The organism is uncultured Winogradskyella sp. (assembly GCF_947498005.1).
Lineage (GTDB): Bacteria > Bacteroidota > Bacteroidia > Flavobacteriales > Flavobacteriaceae > Winogradskyella.
Genome location: NZ_CANMIW010000007.1, coordinates 191197 through 208098 on the forward strand (window position 1 = coordinate 191197; position 16902 = coordinate 208098).

Sequence of the window (16902 nt, forward strand, 5' to 3'; positions counted from 1 at the left end):
ACTTTTCAAACCTGTCAGGTTAGATAATGAAACAAGTTCAGTGCTAAGTAAACCTACTAGGTCTTTTCATATATTTGAATCTATGAAACCTAACACCATAATTTCAGAAAGTCCGCGACCAATTTGGCAAATTCCCATAGCTGCATTATTCTTTTCTATAGCCACACTAATCATACTTTTTGCATTATACAACATAGAATTTAATGAGAAGGGATTTATAAAATTTATATATGGCATTGAACCAAGTATTTATTTAGTATCCATTGGCATTGCATTTACCTTAACAAAAAGCATTCATATAGATATTAAAAATTCAAGATTTAGACCTACTTATAATATAGGTCCTATAAAATTTGGGTCTTGGCAAACCATTAAAAACTATCAATATGTTTCGGTTTTTCATCAACCAACAATTGGTGGCGATTATATTTTTGAAGTCAACCTTTGGTACGATACCAATAAACATTTTGAACTCTACGAAGAACACGATTACCAAGAAGCCTTTCTCATCGGTTTTGACCTTTCAGAACAATTAAACATTGATTTATTAGATGCCACAGAACCCAATAATTTTAAATGGGTTGATAAAGAGGCTTGGAAAATTAAAATGAATTCTGGAACAACTGAATAACCTGAACATAGACCTGACAGGTTTTTGAAACCTGTTAGGTCTAAACAACATTACATTATCTTTACCAAATGCAAAACATCTTTGTAACCATAGCAAAATTCCCTTATTCTACGGAAGCCCAAATTGCCAAAGGACGCTTAGAAGCAGATGGCATAGACGTTTTTCTTAGAGATAATTTAACCATAGACACAGATCCTTTGGTGAGCCAAGCTATTGGTGGTGTAAAACTAAAAGTACTGGCTAAAGACGAAGAAAAAGCGAGAGTTATTCTACAATCCATTAAAGCCTATTCCGTAGATGACGATGGTAATCCTATTGTTTGCCCAAATTGTAAAGGCGAACATATTGAAATGTACACCACCATCACTAATTTAAAATCTTTAATGTCTTTTCTTATTGGTTTTATTACTGGCACTTTACCTTTTAGCACACGTTACAAGTATAAATGTGAAGATTGCAATACTGAATTCCCAATTAAAGCGCTATAACATTAGTATACGCATTTTTCAATTTCTGAATCACAATTTCGAGTTCTTCTTCGTTTAAATGACCAAAACCAAAACGAATAGCACAGGTATTTTTATCTTGATATAAAATGGTTTTCGGCAGAAATAAATCTAATTTTTCAGCTTCTTCAGCCAATTTAACTAATGATATGGTTTCGATAAATTGTAACCAAATAGCTAATCCACCTGACGGTTGTTCCCAAGTGATAATAGCTTCAAAATGCAGCTTTAAAAAACGACATAAGCTATCGAGACGCTGTTTGTAAGTAACAATATTCTTTTTCTTTAAACGGTATATTTCGCCTTCAGAAATTAATTCGGCTAGCATTTGTTCTTGTATTAAATCACCTTGCTTATCTAATAATTGCAGATAGTTTTTAGCTTCTGAAATTAAATTTTCTGGTGCCACCACAAAACCTGTATGAAAACTTGGAAATAACGACTGTCCTAATTTGCCTAAATAAATAACCATACCATTAACATCTGCACTTGCCATTGGTAACATGGCAGAACCTGTAAATTGAAAATCGTAATCGTAATCATCTTCTATAATGGCAAAACCATAATTTTTAGCCAGTTGCAATAATTCTAATCGACGATTAGCACTTAAAGTTACTGTGGTTGGGTAATCTCTATTGGCGCAGATGTACAGACATCGAATACTTCCAGCTAAAAAGTGGCTTTTTATATATTCAACATTTAGACCTTCTTCATCTACAGGAATGGTTCTTATAGTTGCACCTGCTTGCTGAAAAATCATATTTGCCGCATAATTACTCAACTGCCCAACTAAGACTAAATCGTTTTGTTTAATTATCAATTGAGATACAATGTATAAGCTCATTTCTGTGCTTCGCGTGTTCAATAAATTGTTGGGTTTTATATGAAATCCACGTGTTGCGTTCAGGAAATTACAAAGTTGCTTACTAAAAACCGAAGGGATTAGCGCACTCGTTCTATTCCACTTAATGATAAGCGGTTTCCGTTTCATGGCTGCACTGTACCATCTTGAAAATTGATGCACAGGATGTAATCTTAAATCGGGTTTACCATCACTAATGGTATATTTTGCAACAGTTTCTTCTGTTGTTGATGCTAAATGAAACGATTGCTGAAACGGGAAACCAGCCACTTTTGGATATGCATAAGCTTGATGAATATGCTGCGTTGCTGCTTTAATTTTGGTGTCTGAGGCATCTGGTATTAATACAAACGTGCCTTTATTGGCTACAATTTCCACCCAACCTTGTGATGCCAATTCATCATAAATAGCTACTGCAGTATTTCTGTGAATATTTAATAACTCACTCAACACACGTGTACCTGGTAATTTAGTTCCTTTTTCTAAATAACCACGCTGTATCGCATTTATGACTTGCTGCGCCACTTGAATGTAAACAGGTTGAACCAAAGTCTTATTAAACGTGACAAGTTGCTTTAAAATATCGTTAACCGGACTATTCATTGTTTTAAAACTGGACTAGTTTAATCGTCCGGAAAGTTACGACTTTTGCAACATAAAATTAAACCAAGCAATAACCTGTATTGCAAAACTTATAGAGATGAAAAAATCAATCTTACTTTTTATCGTTTTAGCTTTTAGTGTCTTTCAATCGAGCGCACAAAACGAACAACCAGAAATTAAAACGGATTCTTTAAGTGAAGTTATAGTGACGTCTACACGAATAGATTTACCCTTTAAAGAAAATTCTAGAACCATAAACATTATTACAGCAACTGATATTAAAAATAGTTCTGCGACCAACATGGCAGATTTATTACAGCAAGTTGCTGGTGTAGATATTAGAAGACGTGGCACAGGCGGAAGTCAGGCCGATTTATTTATTAGAGGTGGTGGTTTTGACCAAACACTTCTATTAATTGATGGTATAAAAATGGACGATGCTCAAACTGGTCATCACACCATGAATGCCGCTTTACCTCTAGAAGTTATTGAGCGTATTGAAATTATAAAAGGGCCTGCAGCTCGAGTTTTTGGACAAAATGCTTTTACTGGTGCTATTAATATTGTGACTAAATCTAACGTAAACAACGCTGTTTCTGCAAATGTTGAAGCTGGTTCTTTTGGTCAGCTTAACGGTTCTGTAACCGTTGGATCAAAATTAGAAAACTCAACACATATTTTTCATGCTGGGAAAATGACGTCTGATGGTTATCGAAATAATACAGATTATGAAAATTCGAATTATTTCTTAAAGAGTGTTTTCAACAAAAAAGCACAACCTATTGAAATGATTGCCACATTTTTTGAAAAGAATTTTGGTGCTGAAAATTTCTATACACCATCGAGTTGGGGTTTTAATGAATATGAAGAAACACAAAACAGTTTAATTGCTTTTACAACAACTTTTAAATCTGAACGACTAAAAATTCAACCACGTGTGTATTGGAAACGTAATCAAGACATGTTCTTATTACAACGTGATGACCCTAATTTTTTTAGAAATTTTCATATTTCGAATAAAATTGGTGCTGAAGCCAATGCGTCCTATAAATCTGAATTAGGCGAAACTGGTTTTGGTGTCGACCTTTCTAAAACCTATTTAAAAAGTAACAATTTAGGGCAACGTAATCGTTTTATGGCAACGGTTTTCTTAGAACATAGATTTGAACTTGCCGATAACCGATTAGACATTACACCTGGTGTGGCAATGACGTATTTTTCGGATTTTAAATTTAATGCCTTTCCTGGATTAGAAATTGGTTTTGATATTACTAACAACTTAAAAGCTTACGGAAATGTTGGTTATACCTACAGAATACCAACCTACACAGATTTGTATTACAACGGTGGCGGAAGTATTGGGAATCCGGATTTAGAACCAGAAGATGCCTTAGCTCAAGAACTAGGACTAAAATATATAACGCCAAAATTCTCAGTAACCTTGGCCGCTTTTAACAGAGATGCTAAAAACCTTATTGATTATGTAAGACAAAATACTACTGAAGAATCCTTTACAGCAACCAATATTGCCGAAGTCAACACAAAAGGGTTTGAGTTTGATGCGTCTTATAATTTTAAGTTGAATAACATCAGCCAAACTTTAGCTATTGGTTATAGCTTTTTAGAAGATGATATTTTAGACCAAAACCCAGAATTATCGCGTTACTCCTTAAACACGCTAAAACATCATTTTACAACACGATTAAGCACAAAATTATTTAAAAATATAAGTCAGAATATCGTTTACAAATACGCGGAACGTACCATAGGACAAACTTACAACGTTTGGGATGCTTCTATTGTAATGGCATTAAAACAAGTGGAATTATCAATTACAGCAAGTAATATTTTTGATGCTGATTATATTGAATCTGGGTTTACACCAATGCCACCAAGTAATGTGTTGTTTGGTATGCGTTACAAATTTAAATAATTGTGGATTCCTGCCTTCGCAGGAATGACAAACAGAGTAAACATAATTATTCTTGTAAAAATCCTGCTAAGTCTTTTTTTGATTTTGCAGGATTTTTTTATACATACAAGGTTTTTGAAACCTTTCAGGACAGCTATTAAACTAATTAGTCACGAATGCGTTTGAATAAACTAGAAGTCTATGAGTAAAACAGGAATATCATTCTTAAAAACAAAAAGTTATTGGCATTCTTGAAATTTATGTCATTCCTGCGCAGGCAGGAATCCACAATAAAGCAACCTAGTTTAAAACAATTCCTATAATTCTAACAACGAGTAATTATAGAAAGTAATATCACATACAATAATTATGATAATGAGTGGATTCCTGCCTGCGCAGGAATGACAAAGGGCTTATGTTTGAAAATGCGGCTATTTACAGAAAAAAACCTACTGAATTTCTCAACTTAAAAACAATTCATATCTTTATTAAAATCAAAAATTCTTTTACCTCTAAAAAAGAGACAAACCCTCAGTTTAAAAAAAGTTCATCCACAATGCATCAATAAAATCATGCATAGAAACGTACATCAATATTACCTCTACATACTATCCAACAAGTATAATGGAACTTTGTATATTGGTGTTACCAATGATTTAGAGCGCAGAATGTTTGAACACAAGAACAAGTTAATCGAAGGTTTCACTAAAAAATACAGTCTAAATAGATTAATATATTTTGAAACCTATCAGTATGTTAATGATGCTATTAAGAGAGAAAAGAATATGAAAAAATGGAAACGTCAATGGAAGATAAATCTTATTGAAGAAGAGAATCCTATCTGGAAAGATTTATCTAAAGACTGGACTTGTTTTCAATAGTTGAATAGGTTTTAATCATTTAGGATATACATTTTCATTCCAATTTGTCATTCCTGCGAAGGCAGGAATCCACAACAATAGAACACAGCTCCAACATTTCCTATAATTCCTATAATATTCAATTATACAAAGAATAAAACTAGACGAACAAAAAGGACATTAGTAGATTCCTGCCTGCGCAGGAATGACAAACAGAGGAACATAATTCTTATCCTAATTATAATGCATAATCTTTTTATTTTTCTAACCCTTAATGGGACAATCTCACTCTTACCTATAAACAAGTTACTGTCATTCCTGCGAAGGCAGGAATCCACAATAACTGAACACATCTTCAATATTTCCTATAATTTCTATAATTTTCAACTACGCAAAGAGTAAAACTAGACGAACAAAAAGGACATTAGTAGATTCCTGCCTGCGCAGGAATGACAAAGAGCGGTAACAAAATTTTTATCCTAATTATACCGCATAATCTTTTTATTTTTCTAATCCTTAATGGGACAATCTCACTCTTACCTATAAACAAGTTACTGTCATTCCTGCGAAGGCAGGAATCCACAACAATAGAACACAGCTCCAACATTTCCTATAATTCCTATAATATTCAATTACGCAAAGAGTAAAACTAGACTAACAAAAAGGTCGTTGTAGATTCCTGCCTGCGCAGGAATGACAAAGAGCGGTAACAAAATTTTTATCCTAATTATACCGCATAATCTTTTTATTTTTATAATCCTTAATCGAACAATCTCACTCTTACAAGTAAACAAGTTACTGTCATTCCTGCGTAGGCAGGAATCCACAATAACAGAATACAGCTTAAATAATTTCTATAATTCCAACAACGAGTAATTTTATAAAGTAGTATCACATACAATAATTAAGGATACTGAGTAGATTCCTGCCTACGCAGGAATAACAAAAAGCAGGAATGACAAAGAGCAGGAATGACAAACAGAGGGTTTTAGTAACTATAGACTAATGTATTCTAAATAACCACAAATCAATCAAATAAAATATTTTTCAATAAAACTGTAACAAAATTCTTTCATCTGCTACTTATATCTTGAAAGTGGTTAAGATTTTAATCTTTTATGAAGCTTCAAAAGCATTAAAACAACCACACTACAAATAACCATCATATACATTTTACATTCCTAATTTTGGATAAATACTTATCCAATCCAAGATTTAGAAATAACCAGGACATTATATGTCTTATTTGGTGGCCATTTTGTGTCTAATTTACTTTCAAATTAATAAGCCTAAAACCTTATTAGGTTGTATATTTATTAACTCAAATAAAACCCTAGAATTATGGCAGACTGGTTTTCAAATTTAGAATTACTTTCCAAAATATATTGGTTAACGGCTATCCTTGGTTCTCTTGTGTTTTCTGTAGTTATGATTATGGCATTTACAGGAGGCGATGCTGATGATATTGATGGCGATATAGAAGCCGGATTTCAGTTTATTTCCTTTAAAAACCTTGTTGGCTTCTTTACCATTTTTGGTTGGAGTGGCATTGCGTGTTTAGACACAGGACTTTCAACACCATTAACTATTATAGTTTCTACAGTTTGTGGTCTATTAATGATGGTTATTATGGCAACACTTTTCTACTTTATTAGTAAACTAACGGATAGTGGTACTTTAAATTATAAAAATGCTATTGATGCTGTTGGCGAAGTCTATTTAACTATTGGCGAAGACCGTTCTAGAATGGGAAAAGTAAATGTTAGCGTACAAGGTACAATGAGAGAATTAGATGCACTAACAGATTCGTTAACACCATTAAAAACCGGAACCATTATAAAAGTCGTTGATGTAACCTCAAACGGTATTTTAATTGTGGACCAAACCCGAAAACCTATTGAAGCTTCTAAAGTACAACCTGACCCTTTATTGAGTAACGACACTCAAAAGAAAATATCTAACTAAAAAAACAAACCTTCAAATTTAAAAACTATGACATTACTAACCATTCAAGAAAATTTTAATGTGGACAGCTTAGGCGTTCCTATGCTCGCCATTTTTGTGGTCTTATTTATTGTACTGACCTTAATTATTTTAATCAAACGCTACAAACGTTGTCCTTCGGATAGAATCTTAGTAGTCTATGGTAAAGTCGGTGGCGGACAGTCGGCCAAGTGTATTCACGGTGGAGCAGCCTTTATTATTCCTGTGATTCAAGATTATGAATTTTTAGATTTAACGCCAATTTCTATTGAGGTGAATTTGGTTAATGCGTTATCTAAACAAAACATTCGTGTTAATGTACCTTCACGTTTTACAATTGGTGTGTCTACAGAACCTGGAGTAATGCAAAATGCTGCAGAACGTTTATTAGGTTTAGGCGCACAAGATGTACAAGAATTAGCGAAAGAAATTATTTTCGGTCAGTTACGTTTGGTAGTTGCTTCTATGGATATTGAAGAAATTAACAACGATCGCGATAAGTTTTTAACTAACATTTCGCAGTCGGTTGAAACGGAATTGAAGAAAGTAGGTTTAAAATTAATCAACGTAAACATTACAGATATTGTTGACGAGTCTGGTTATATTGAAGCCCTTGGTAAAGAAGCTGCTGCACACGCTATTAACGCAGCGCGTAAATCGGTTGCAGAGAAAACTAGAGATGGTTCTATTGGTGAAGCTAATGCTGTACAAGATGAAAGAACACAAGTTGCTGCTGCCAATGCACAAGCTGTAGAAGGCGAAAACACAGCAAAAATTGCAGTTGCCAATTCAGATTCTACACGTCGTCAGCGTGAAGCCGAAGCAGAACGTGTGGCTATTGCGTCTGAGAAAGTACAAGCTGCAAAAGCCTTAGAAGAGTCTTATGCTGCAGAGCAAGAAGCAGAAACCGCAAGAGCAGAACGTGAGCGTTCATCTCAAATGGCAGATATTATTGTACCTGCTGAAATTGATAAACAAAAGGCTGAAATTGATGCAGAAGCAGAAGCTGAGCGTATTAGACGTAAAGCAAAAGGTGAGGCAGATGCGATATTGTTTAAAGCACAAGCCGAAGCACAAGGTCAGTTTGAAATCTTAACTAAGCAAGCAGCTGGTATGGAGCAAATTGTAAAAGCGGCTGGTAACAACAGTAGAGATGCCGTATTATTATTAATTGCAGACAAATTACCAGAATTAGTACAAGCACAAGCAGACGCTATTAAGAATATTAAAATAGATAAAGTAACTGTTTGGGATGGTGGTTCTAGCAGTGAAGATGGCAAATCATCTACGGCTAATTTCTTATCAGGTATGTACAAATCAGTACCACCTTTACAAGATATGTTTAATATGGCTGGTATGGATTTACCAGAGTATTTAAAAGGTAAAGACAAAAAACAAATTGAAGCAGAAGATGCTAAAATTGAAAAGTCTTAAGACGTACTAAAACTCAAAAAAGTCCATTTGTAACCGAATGGGCTTTTTTTAACCTTAAAAGTCAACTATGACGATATTTAAATTCAAACAAAAAAATTTACTATGGCAGCAAGTTCTAGGAATTTTTGCCTTAGTTGTTGGAGTTATAGCCACTTTAGATGACCTAAAAGGCATAGTTCCACTATTTATAGGTGTCTATTTATTGATACAAGCTGGTGTTGAGCTAAATTTTGAACAAAACACCTACAGACGTACTAAATCCGTATTTGGTATTAGTGTAGGCAAATGGCAACCACTTCCAGAAATAGATTATGTCTCTGTTTTTAAAACCATAGAAACTACAACAGTTTGGGCAGCTAGTGCAAGCGCAAATATTTCTAGTGATATTGTTAAGGTCATTCTTTTTTATAACACCAATCAGAAAATTGAAATTTACGATACTAAAGACGTAGATGACGCCTTCACAAAAGCCAAGCAAGTCGCTTCAATTCTACAAATTGATGTTTTAGATGCGACCACACGAGAAACAACTTGGTTGTAATTTAACAACTTTTAAAAGTTAGTCTACAAAGCTTTTTATAATTTTGACGTCTAAATTCAACTGACTTTTGAAACTTAATCTTCAAGATATTCCACGTGTAACCTCTCTCTCTAAGGAAGAATTTATTACACACTATTTTAAGCCACAAAAACCGGTTGTGATTGAGCGTTTTATTGATCATTGGCCAGCCTATACCAAATGGAATTTAGACTATATAAAAGACGTTGCAGGTGAAAAAATCGTTCCGTTGTATGATGATAGACCAGTAAACTATAAAGATGGATTTAATCAAGCACATGCAGAAATGAAAATGCGTGATTACATCAATTTATTACAATGCAAACCCACCAAATTCCGTATTTTCCTTTGGAATATTTTTAAAGAAGTTCCTCAACTAAAAGAGGATTTCAATTTTCCGGATTTTGGACTTCGGTTAATGAAGAAATTACCTATGCTATTTTTTGGTGGTACAGATTCGTACACCTTTATGCACTACGATATTGATTTGGCTAATATTTTTCATTTTCATTTTGAAGGTGAAAAGCAATGCATCTTATTCGATCAAAAGCAAAGCAAATACCTTTACAAAGTACCACATTCCTTAATTACTAGAGAAGATATAGATTTTAGTAATCCCGATTTTAAAAAATGGCCAGCCTTAAAACATGCCAAAGGTTGGACTTGCCAATTAAATCATGGTGAAACACTCTACATACCAGAAGGTTATTGGCATTATATGCGTTATAATACACCAGGATTTTCTATGAGTTTACGTGCTATTGCTAGAAACCCTAAGAATTTAGGTAAAGCATTTTATAATATTTTAATAATGCGGAATTTTGACAATGTAATGCGACGCCTAAAAGGGCAAAAATGGATAGACCATAAAAACAATAAAGCAATTGCAAATACGAAGCTATTCGGTTAATTTTCTGACCTATTTAAAATTCTATTTGTATCTTTGTCGCTATTATTTAAAAATAAAAAACATGAAAAATATTTTACTTTTTATCACTATACTGACGTTTAGTTTTGGTAATTCTCAAGCCTTTATTGGTGAAGGTGACCAAAAATTTCAAGTAGGTGCAAATATTCAAGATTATGCTACAGGTATTAACTTAAGTTACGATTACGGCTTAGGTGAAAACATCTCTGTAGGTGTATCTTCATCTTATGCTTTAGGTGGTTCAAGCTTTATCTCAAAATTAGATTTTGGTGATCGTTTTGATCTAAAAGCGCGTTTTAATGCCAATTTAGGAAATGTAATTAATATTGATGAAAATCTTGATTTATATCCTGGTTTAAATCTTAGCCTTAAAAACTTTGGTGGCCATGTTGGTGCACGTTATTTCTTTTCTGAAGGTTTTGGTGTCTATGGCGAAGCTAACTTTCCATTAGCTAAATACGATACAGATTCTATTGATATACATAACCAATTTACATTAAATATTGGTGCTGTTTTTAATATGTAACCTATTATAAGTTTTTATAATTTAAAAAGCCTTTTCATTAACTTGAAAAGGCTTTTTTTATTTTAAATGCTCATTGAGTTTCTCGTAGATTAAATGAGATTCCCAACCACGATACAACAAGTAATCTGCTACTTTTTTCTTCTTTTTAAACACATTATTTTCTTTAACTTGTGCTATACGTTTTTGAGTTAATTCATCTAAGGTTTGGTAATAATCATCTAAGTCAATTTCTTTAAGGGCATTATCAATGCTATATTTAGAAATTTCTCGCTGTTTTAATTCTCTAACCAATCGGTTTTTTCCCCATTTTTTAATTCTAAATTTCCCACGGACAAAGGCCTGAGCAAAGCGTTCTTCGTTTAAAAAATTATGTTCAATTAAATGCACCAAGATAACATCAATAGCCTCTGGTATCATACGCATATCTCTAAGCTTTTGTCGCACTTCTTTGTGGCAACGTTCTTGGTAGGCACAATAACTTTCTAACTTTCGTTTGGCTTCTGTTACAGTATAAGTTTTGGTAGAATTCATTGTGCCAAAAATACGATAGATTTTTGTTTGAAGACATCTTAAATTTCTTACGATTAAAACCTGAGTTTTACACTACATCGACATATCGTGTCTTTTATAGATAAATTCTATCTAAACTAAATGATTTGTTAATAAATACGTAACTTACAAGTTACTGTCTTACAAGCATTTTAAACTAAATTTGTGAGTCATTAATTCATTTTAATTATCCCTTATGATTAAAAACTACTTTTTCCCACTTATACTTATTTGTTTTGCTGTTAGCTTAGGTTATGGGCAAGTATCCAATGGTGATTTTGAATCTTGGACTGGTTCAACACCTGATAATTGGACAACTATTGATGCTGGAATCACAACTGCAGAAGAAACAACAATAGTTCATGGTGGCAGCTCTTCAGCAAGTATCAATGTCACAACTGGAACACAGGCAAGCACAGACCTTAGGCAAACAATACCTTTAATTAATGGAGATAATTATACCGTAAGCTGTTGGGTAAGACACACAGAAGGAAACATGCGTGCTAGACTTTACGTTGATGGTTATGAAGGTTATTCTGCAAATGGAAATACATCAACTTGGCAAGAAATTACATATACATTTACTGCAACCTCAACAAGTATAGAAGTTGGATTACGATTTTATGACCAAACAGGTTTTGATGGAGCGGAAATAGTTTATGTCGATGATTTTACAATAATTAATAATTCGGCTCCTAGTACAACAACTGTACAATTTAGTACAGTAGCATCTACTGTTGCAGAAGACGGTTTATTTTTTGATGTTTGCGCTAGTATTTCTAATCCTTCTGCTACATTAGCGACCACAGTAGATATAACATTAAATGGAAGTTCTACAGCAATAAATGGTACAGATTATGATGATGGTGCTGGTGTACCTGCAGCTATTTCGTTTCCGCAGACAATAACATTCCCAGCTAACAGTAGTGCTGATGTGTGTTTTACCTTCTACATTTCTAATGATGACACGGTTATAGAAGGAGATGAAACGGTTGTATTAAATCTTATTAATCCTACTGGAGGTGATTCAGCCTCCATAAATGGTATAACAACTCATACAGTTACAATTACCGATAATGATTATTATGATTCTTGTTTAACATCAACAAATATTCCAGTTAATTCATCGTGTACAACCCAATCCTTTACAAATGTCGGTGCGACTGATAGTGGTGTAACCGATCCTGGTTGTGGATCATATGGTGGAGGCGACGCTTGGTTTAATTTGATAGTGCCTACAAGTGGCGCAGTAACTGTAGAAACCTCTAATAATGGTGGTATTACCGATTCAGGATTAGCTTTATACTCTGGTTCTTGTGGAAGTTTAACCTTAATAGAATGTGATGATGATGATGGCGATGGAAATATGTCTATGATTTCAGCTTCTGGTTTAACACCAGGTTCCACAATTTACGTGCGTGTTTGGGAATATAACAATAATGATTTTGACACTTTTAATCTTTGTGCATACTCAGCAAATGAAATAGATGTAGAACGAAATACTTATGCATCAATTGCTAACGGAAACGCAGCTAACACAGGTAACAATACTATTTTTGCTTCTACAGAAGTTGGCACAGCAACACCTCCTGTAAAAACATATTATATAAGAAATGAAGGTTCAGCAGATTTAAATGTGTCTAGTATTACTTCATCAAACGCAGCCGAGTTTTCAATTTCAACCAATCCTGTACCATTAACGTTAGCACCTGGTGCTTTAGTTGCTTTTGATATAGAATTTTCTCCAACAAATACAGGAACAAGAAATGGCACAATTACCATTGTAAATAATGATAGTGATGAAAACCCATATACTTTTGGTGTACAAGGTGAAGGTATATGTGCGGCAGGTAGTTTTACAATTAGTCCTGCATCTGGTCCTGTTGAAACTATAGTAACGGTAACAGGAACAAATTTAGCTACAGCAACAGCTTCATTTAATGGTTTAGCAGCAACGGTTAATAATATTTCCGCAACAAAAATGGAAGTCACTGTACCAGTTGGTGCAACTAGTGGTAGTTTAGAAATTTCTGACAGTTTAGGTTGTCCGGCTTCAACACCATTTACAGTTATTGATTCTCAAATTACAAGTTGTGAAGGTAATACAGGCGTAGTACCAACAGATTTATTTATTAGTGAGGTTACAGATGCAACTTATGGCGGTCTTAGTTATGTAGAATTGTATAACGGTACAGGTTCACCTATTAATATAGATAATTACTCGCTTGAAGTTATTGCCAATGGAGACCCAACAGCATCGGCTCTTAATATTTTTGATCTTGAAAACGTGATTGTTCCTAGTGGCAGCACTTATGTTATAGCAATTGGTAGACAAAGCCCAGTTACTACTACAAACGCTTGTACTACAATTACAGGTGGTTCAGGTGAATTGGCGAGTAGTGCAAATGCACAATTCTCTAGTGGAGGAATTAACAAGAAGACAGATCAGCACGATGTTATTAGACTCGTTAACACAGGAACTACAATAGATGAATTTGGAGTGTATTTAGATGACGATTGGATGGATTCTACCATTATTACTGGAGATAGAGGATTTAACTTTAGACGTTCTAATACAGCCACACAATTACCAGACCCAACATTTACTTTGGCAGAATTAAGCAATTGGATAGTCATTGATTGGGTTGGTGATGGTGCCTCTTCATGTAGTGGAAATGACTATAGTGATATAGGCCTCTTTAGTTATTCTACAGGTGTACCACCAACAGTAAATACCCATCCTATGGCTACAGCATTTGCTTGTGCTTTTTCTGCTAGTTTTACAATATCTGGAGCAGAAGGGTATAATGCAGGTGGTGACACTCAAGAGCTTGCTTACCAATGGTTTTACAATGTGCCTGGTTCAGCAACCTGGAGTGAAATTTTAGCAGGTAACACAGATTATTCTGGTCAACAATCGGCTACCCTTTCTATACCAAACACATTTAACTTTGATGGCTACCAATACTATTGCCAATTAAGAGAAGATACAGCCACTTGTTTTGAAGCCTCCAATGCTGTTAAATTAGAAGCATTATCTTCTACTTGGGATGGGACAAGTTGGTCTACACCTCCAAGTTTAAACAGAGCCATAATTATTGATGGTGATTATGACACTAGTGTTGGCACTAATGGAGAAACTAGTTTTAGTGGCTGTAGTTTAATAGTTAACGCGGGCTATGAATTACAAATTTCTAACGCAACCTATATTGAGATTGAAAATGATATCACTGCAGATGGAGATATTACAGTTTTCACCGAAGGTTCAGTTGTACAAAATAATGATTTAGCAACAGTAACAGCGAATGGAAATATAACTGTACAAAAATTTAGTACTATGATAAATACTCCATTAGAATATACCTATTGGAGTTCTCCTGTATCAAATGAAACAGTAGAAAATGTTTTCTCAGGAGTACCTGTAGGACGACGCTTTATTTTTGACGCATCAAATTTTGTTGATATATTAATAGAAACAGGAAATACAGGTGTTTTTACTAACGGTCAAGATGACATTGATGACGATGGTAACGATTGGCAGTATGCAACTGGTTCCATGGTATTAGGACGAGGCTATGCAGCCACAGCAAATTCATTTGGTCCACCATTACCAACGGCTCAACAATACACTTTTAGCGGAGCATTTAATAATGGAGTAATTACGCCTCCAGTTGTATATGTGCCTGGCAGTCCATACAAAGACTGGAATCTTATAGGAAATCCTTATCCTTCCGCTATCGATACAGGAATCTTTTTTGCCCAGAATGCAGGTATAGTTAATACGATATATTTATGGAGTCATGCCACTCCTGAAAATGCAAATGCATCAGGTAGTCAAGGATATAACTTCTCTGCCTCAGATTATGCTATAATTTCTGGCAGTGGAGTGAATACAGCTGGTGGTGACTTATCTTTAATTCCTGATAACTTTGTTCCTTCAGGTCAGGGCTTTTTTATTGAAACCTTAAATAGTTCAAATGTAGTTTTCAATAACTCTATGAGAGTAACAGGAAATAACGATCAGTTTTTTAGAAGTGAAAATTTCAATAGAAAAGTATTATGGCTAAACTTAACTTCAGACAATGGTATTGCGAAACAAATTGCCATAGCACATTTAGATGGAGCAACTGATAGTTATGATGGCTCTTACTACGATGTTACAGAGAATAAATCTTCTCGCCTCGCTGCAACATTCTATTCTATTATTGAAGACAATTCAGAAGAACAATTTGTAATTCAAGGTAAAGACATAAATAGTTTAGACCTTAATGAGGTTATTCCGCTAGGATTTAAAACAATTATTGATGTTGAAACATTGTATACAATTTCGATTGCTCAATTTGAAGGCGTTTTTTATACAGACAATAACATCTATATTAAAGATAATCTCTTAAACATAACTCATAATTTAAAAGCGTCTAACTACACATTCACATCTGAAACTGGTGAATTTAACGAGCGTTTTGAAATTGTGTTTACAACAAATGCCCTTTCTATTAATGATGCTGTGATCGATGCTAATACGATTTCAATTGTAGAGTTAGCTAACGATAATGTAGAATTTAGAACAAACTCTAAACAGGTAATCATTACCAATGTAGAAATATTAGATGTTTTAGGAAGACGTATTTACAACTTAAAAGGGAATAGTTCTACTGAAGTTTATAACCTCAACCAATTAAGCCAAGCTGCGTATATTGCTAAAGTCACTTTATCCAACGGTCAAGTAATAAGTAAAAAGGCGATAAAGAAATAATAGAATGAAATTCATTGTACATAGTCAATGAATCAATTACAAAAAAAGCTTTCTTGATGACTATATCAAGAAAGTTTTTTGCTTTTTGTAACTTTTAAAATTTAGCTTACGGTTTGGTATATGGAAAGTTGCGTTTTTATCAGCGATGATTTTCCGAAGGAAAATCGGAAGTTGGTAAAAAAGCAACGCCTTTTATTTAAGCACTAATCTAGCGATTTTTTATATACGGTGTTGTAAACAGTTATTTTTTCCAATATGTCTGTCCATCAACTTCATTCACGCTTATAATTCGTTCAGCATAATATATGTCAATGTCTTTTTTTATAATATCTAATTCTAATTCCACTTTTTTATTCCGTTTGAGTAAGTCGTTATGATTAAAATCTTTTACTTTTTTGTATTCAGATTCCGAAAGGTAAACAACCAAAGTCGAGTCAGTTCCAATTCGAAGGTTTATGTAAGGTGAAGTGAATAATCCATTATCTTTTAACCTTAAGAAAAAGTCATTTAATTCTTTGTCTTGTTTTCTAGAGTTAGGATTTTTATTTATACTGTCAAATATTTTTTCAAATTTTTCGATTTGTTCAGGTTCTGCTCCATAAAAACTTCCCCAACTTATTAGTTTAAATGATAAATCCGCTTTTGTTGTTTCTTTTTGTTCACACGAAATAATGGTCAAAATTAGAATTATGGTCAAAAGTCTTCTCATATTGTTTTCGGTTTTAATCTGCAATCAAATCTATTTCTTATTTTGAAGTAATAAAATGATGAATGAGTAAACAAGTCTTTTCGT

Annotated in this window: 13 protein-coding genes; 10 read left to right on the plus strand and 3 right to left on the minus strand. The window is 33.8% G+C overall.

The features are described from left to right. Window positions 1-82: 82 nt before the first annotated feature. Together Q0891_RS13745 and Q0891_RS13750 are read left to right on the plus strand one after the other, a co-directional pair. Window positions 83-631, plus strand: a complete 549-nt coding sequence (locus Q0891_RS13745; protein ID WP_299102490.1) for a hypothetical protein — start codon at window positions 83-85, stop codon at window positions 629-631. A gap of 68 nt (window positions 632-699) precedes the next feature. Then, window positions 700-1119, plus strand: coding sequence for a DUF2007 domain-containing protein (locus Q0891_RS13750; RefSeq protein ID WP_299102492.1), 420 nt, complete (start codon window positions 700-702; stop codon window positions 1117-1119). Here Q0891_RS13750 and Q0891_RS13755 read toward each other — a convergent pair. Next, on the minus strand, window positions 1106-2602 hold the full coding sequence (locus tag Q0891_RS13755) for a PLP-dependent aminotransferase family protein (RefSeq protein ID WP_299102494.1): 1497 nt from the start codon (window positions 2600-2602) through the stop codon (window positions 1106-1108). The genes Q0891_RS13750 and Q0891_RS13755 overlap by 14 nt on opposite strands. Window positions 2603-2699: 97 nt before the next feature. Here Q0891_RS13755 and Q0891_RS13760 point away from each other — a divergent pair, with 97 nt between their 5' ends. From Q0891_RS13760 to Q0891_RS13790, 7 genes are all read left to right on the plus strand, one after another. Then, window positions 2700-4535 (plus strand): TonB-dependent siderophore receptor, encoded by a 1836-nt coding sequence (locus Q0891_RS13760; RefSeq protein WP_299102497.1) that lies wholly within the window; start codon window positions 2700-2702, stop codon window positions 4533-4535. Between the two features lie 551 nt (window positions 4536-5086). Further along, window positions 5087-5395: a GIY-YIG nuclease family protein gene (locus Q0891_RS13765; RefSeq protein ID WP_299102499.1), complete on the plus strand. Its 309-nt coding sequence runs from the start codon at window positions 5087-5089 to the stop codon at window positions 5393-5395. Between the two features lie 1320 nt (window positions 5396-6715). Further along, complete coding sequence (locus tag Q0891_RS13770) at window positions 6716-7339, plus strand: hypothetical protein (RefSeq protein WP_299102501.1); 624 nt, start codon at window positions 6716-6718, stop codon at window positions 7337-7339. A gap of 27 nt (window positions 7340-7366) precedes the next feature. Continuing rightward, window positions 7367-8791, plus strand: coding sequence for a flotillin family protein (locus Q0891_RS13775; RefSeq protein WP_299102503.1), 1425 nt, complete (start codon window positions 7367-7369; stop codon window positions 8789-8791). A gap of 67 nt (window positions 8792-8858) precedes the next feature. Then, window positions 8859-9332, plus strand: coding sequence for a hypothetical protein (locus Q0891_RS13780; protein ID WP_299102505.1), 474 nt, complete (start codon window positions 8859-8861; stop codon window positions 9330-9332). A 67-nt stretch (window positions 9333-9399) separates the two neighbouring features. After that, window positions 9400-10260: a cupin-like domain-containing protein gene (locus Q0891_RS13785; protein WP_299102507.1), complete on the plus strand. Its 861-nt coding sequence runs from the start codon at window positions 9400-9402 to the stop codon at window positions 10258-10260. 61 nt (window positions 10261-10321) lie between these two features. Beyond that, complete coding sequence (locus Q0891_RS13790) at window positions 10322-10804, plus strand: DUF6646 family protein (RefSeq protein ID WP_299102508.1); 483 nt, start codon at window positions 10322-10324, stop codon at window positions 10802-10804. A 57-nt stretch (window positions 10805-10861) separates the two neighbouring features. Here the strand turns inward: Q0891_RS13790 and Q0891_RS13795 are convergent, their stop codons facing one another. Next, on the minus strand, window positions 10862-11335 hold the full coding sequence (locus tag Q0891_RS13795; RefSeq protein WP_299102509.1) for a regulatory protein RecX: 474 nt from the start codon (window positions 11333-11335) through the stop codon (window positions 10862-10864). 214 nt (window positions 11336-11549) lie between these two features. Between Q0891_RS13795 and Q0891_RS13800 the strand changes: the two genes are divergently transcribed. Continuing rightward, on the plus strand, window positions 11550-16109 hold the full coding sequence (locus tag Q0891_RS13800) for a choice-of-anchor D domain-containing protein (RefSeq protein WP_299102510.1): 4560 nt from the start codon (window positions 11550-11552) through the stop codon (window positions 16107-16109). A 241-nt stretch (window positions 16110-16350) separates the two neighbouring features. Here the strand turns inward: Q0891_RS13800 and Q0891_RS13805 are convergent, their stop codons facing one another. After that, window positions 16351-16818 (minus strand): hypothetical protein, encoded by a 468-nt coding sequence (locus tag Q0891_RS13805; protein WP_299102512.1) that lies wholly within the window; start codon window positions 16816-16818, stop codon window positions 16351-16353. Window positions 16819-16902: the final 84 nt, after the last annotated feature.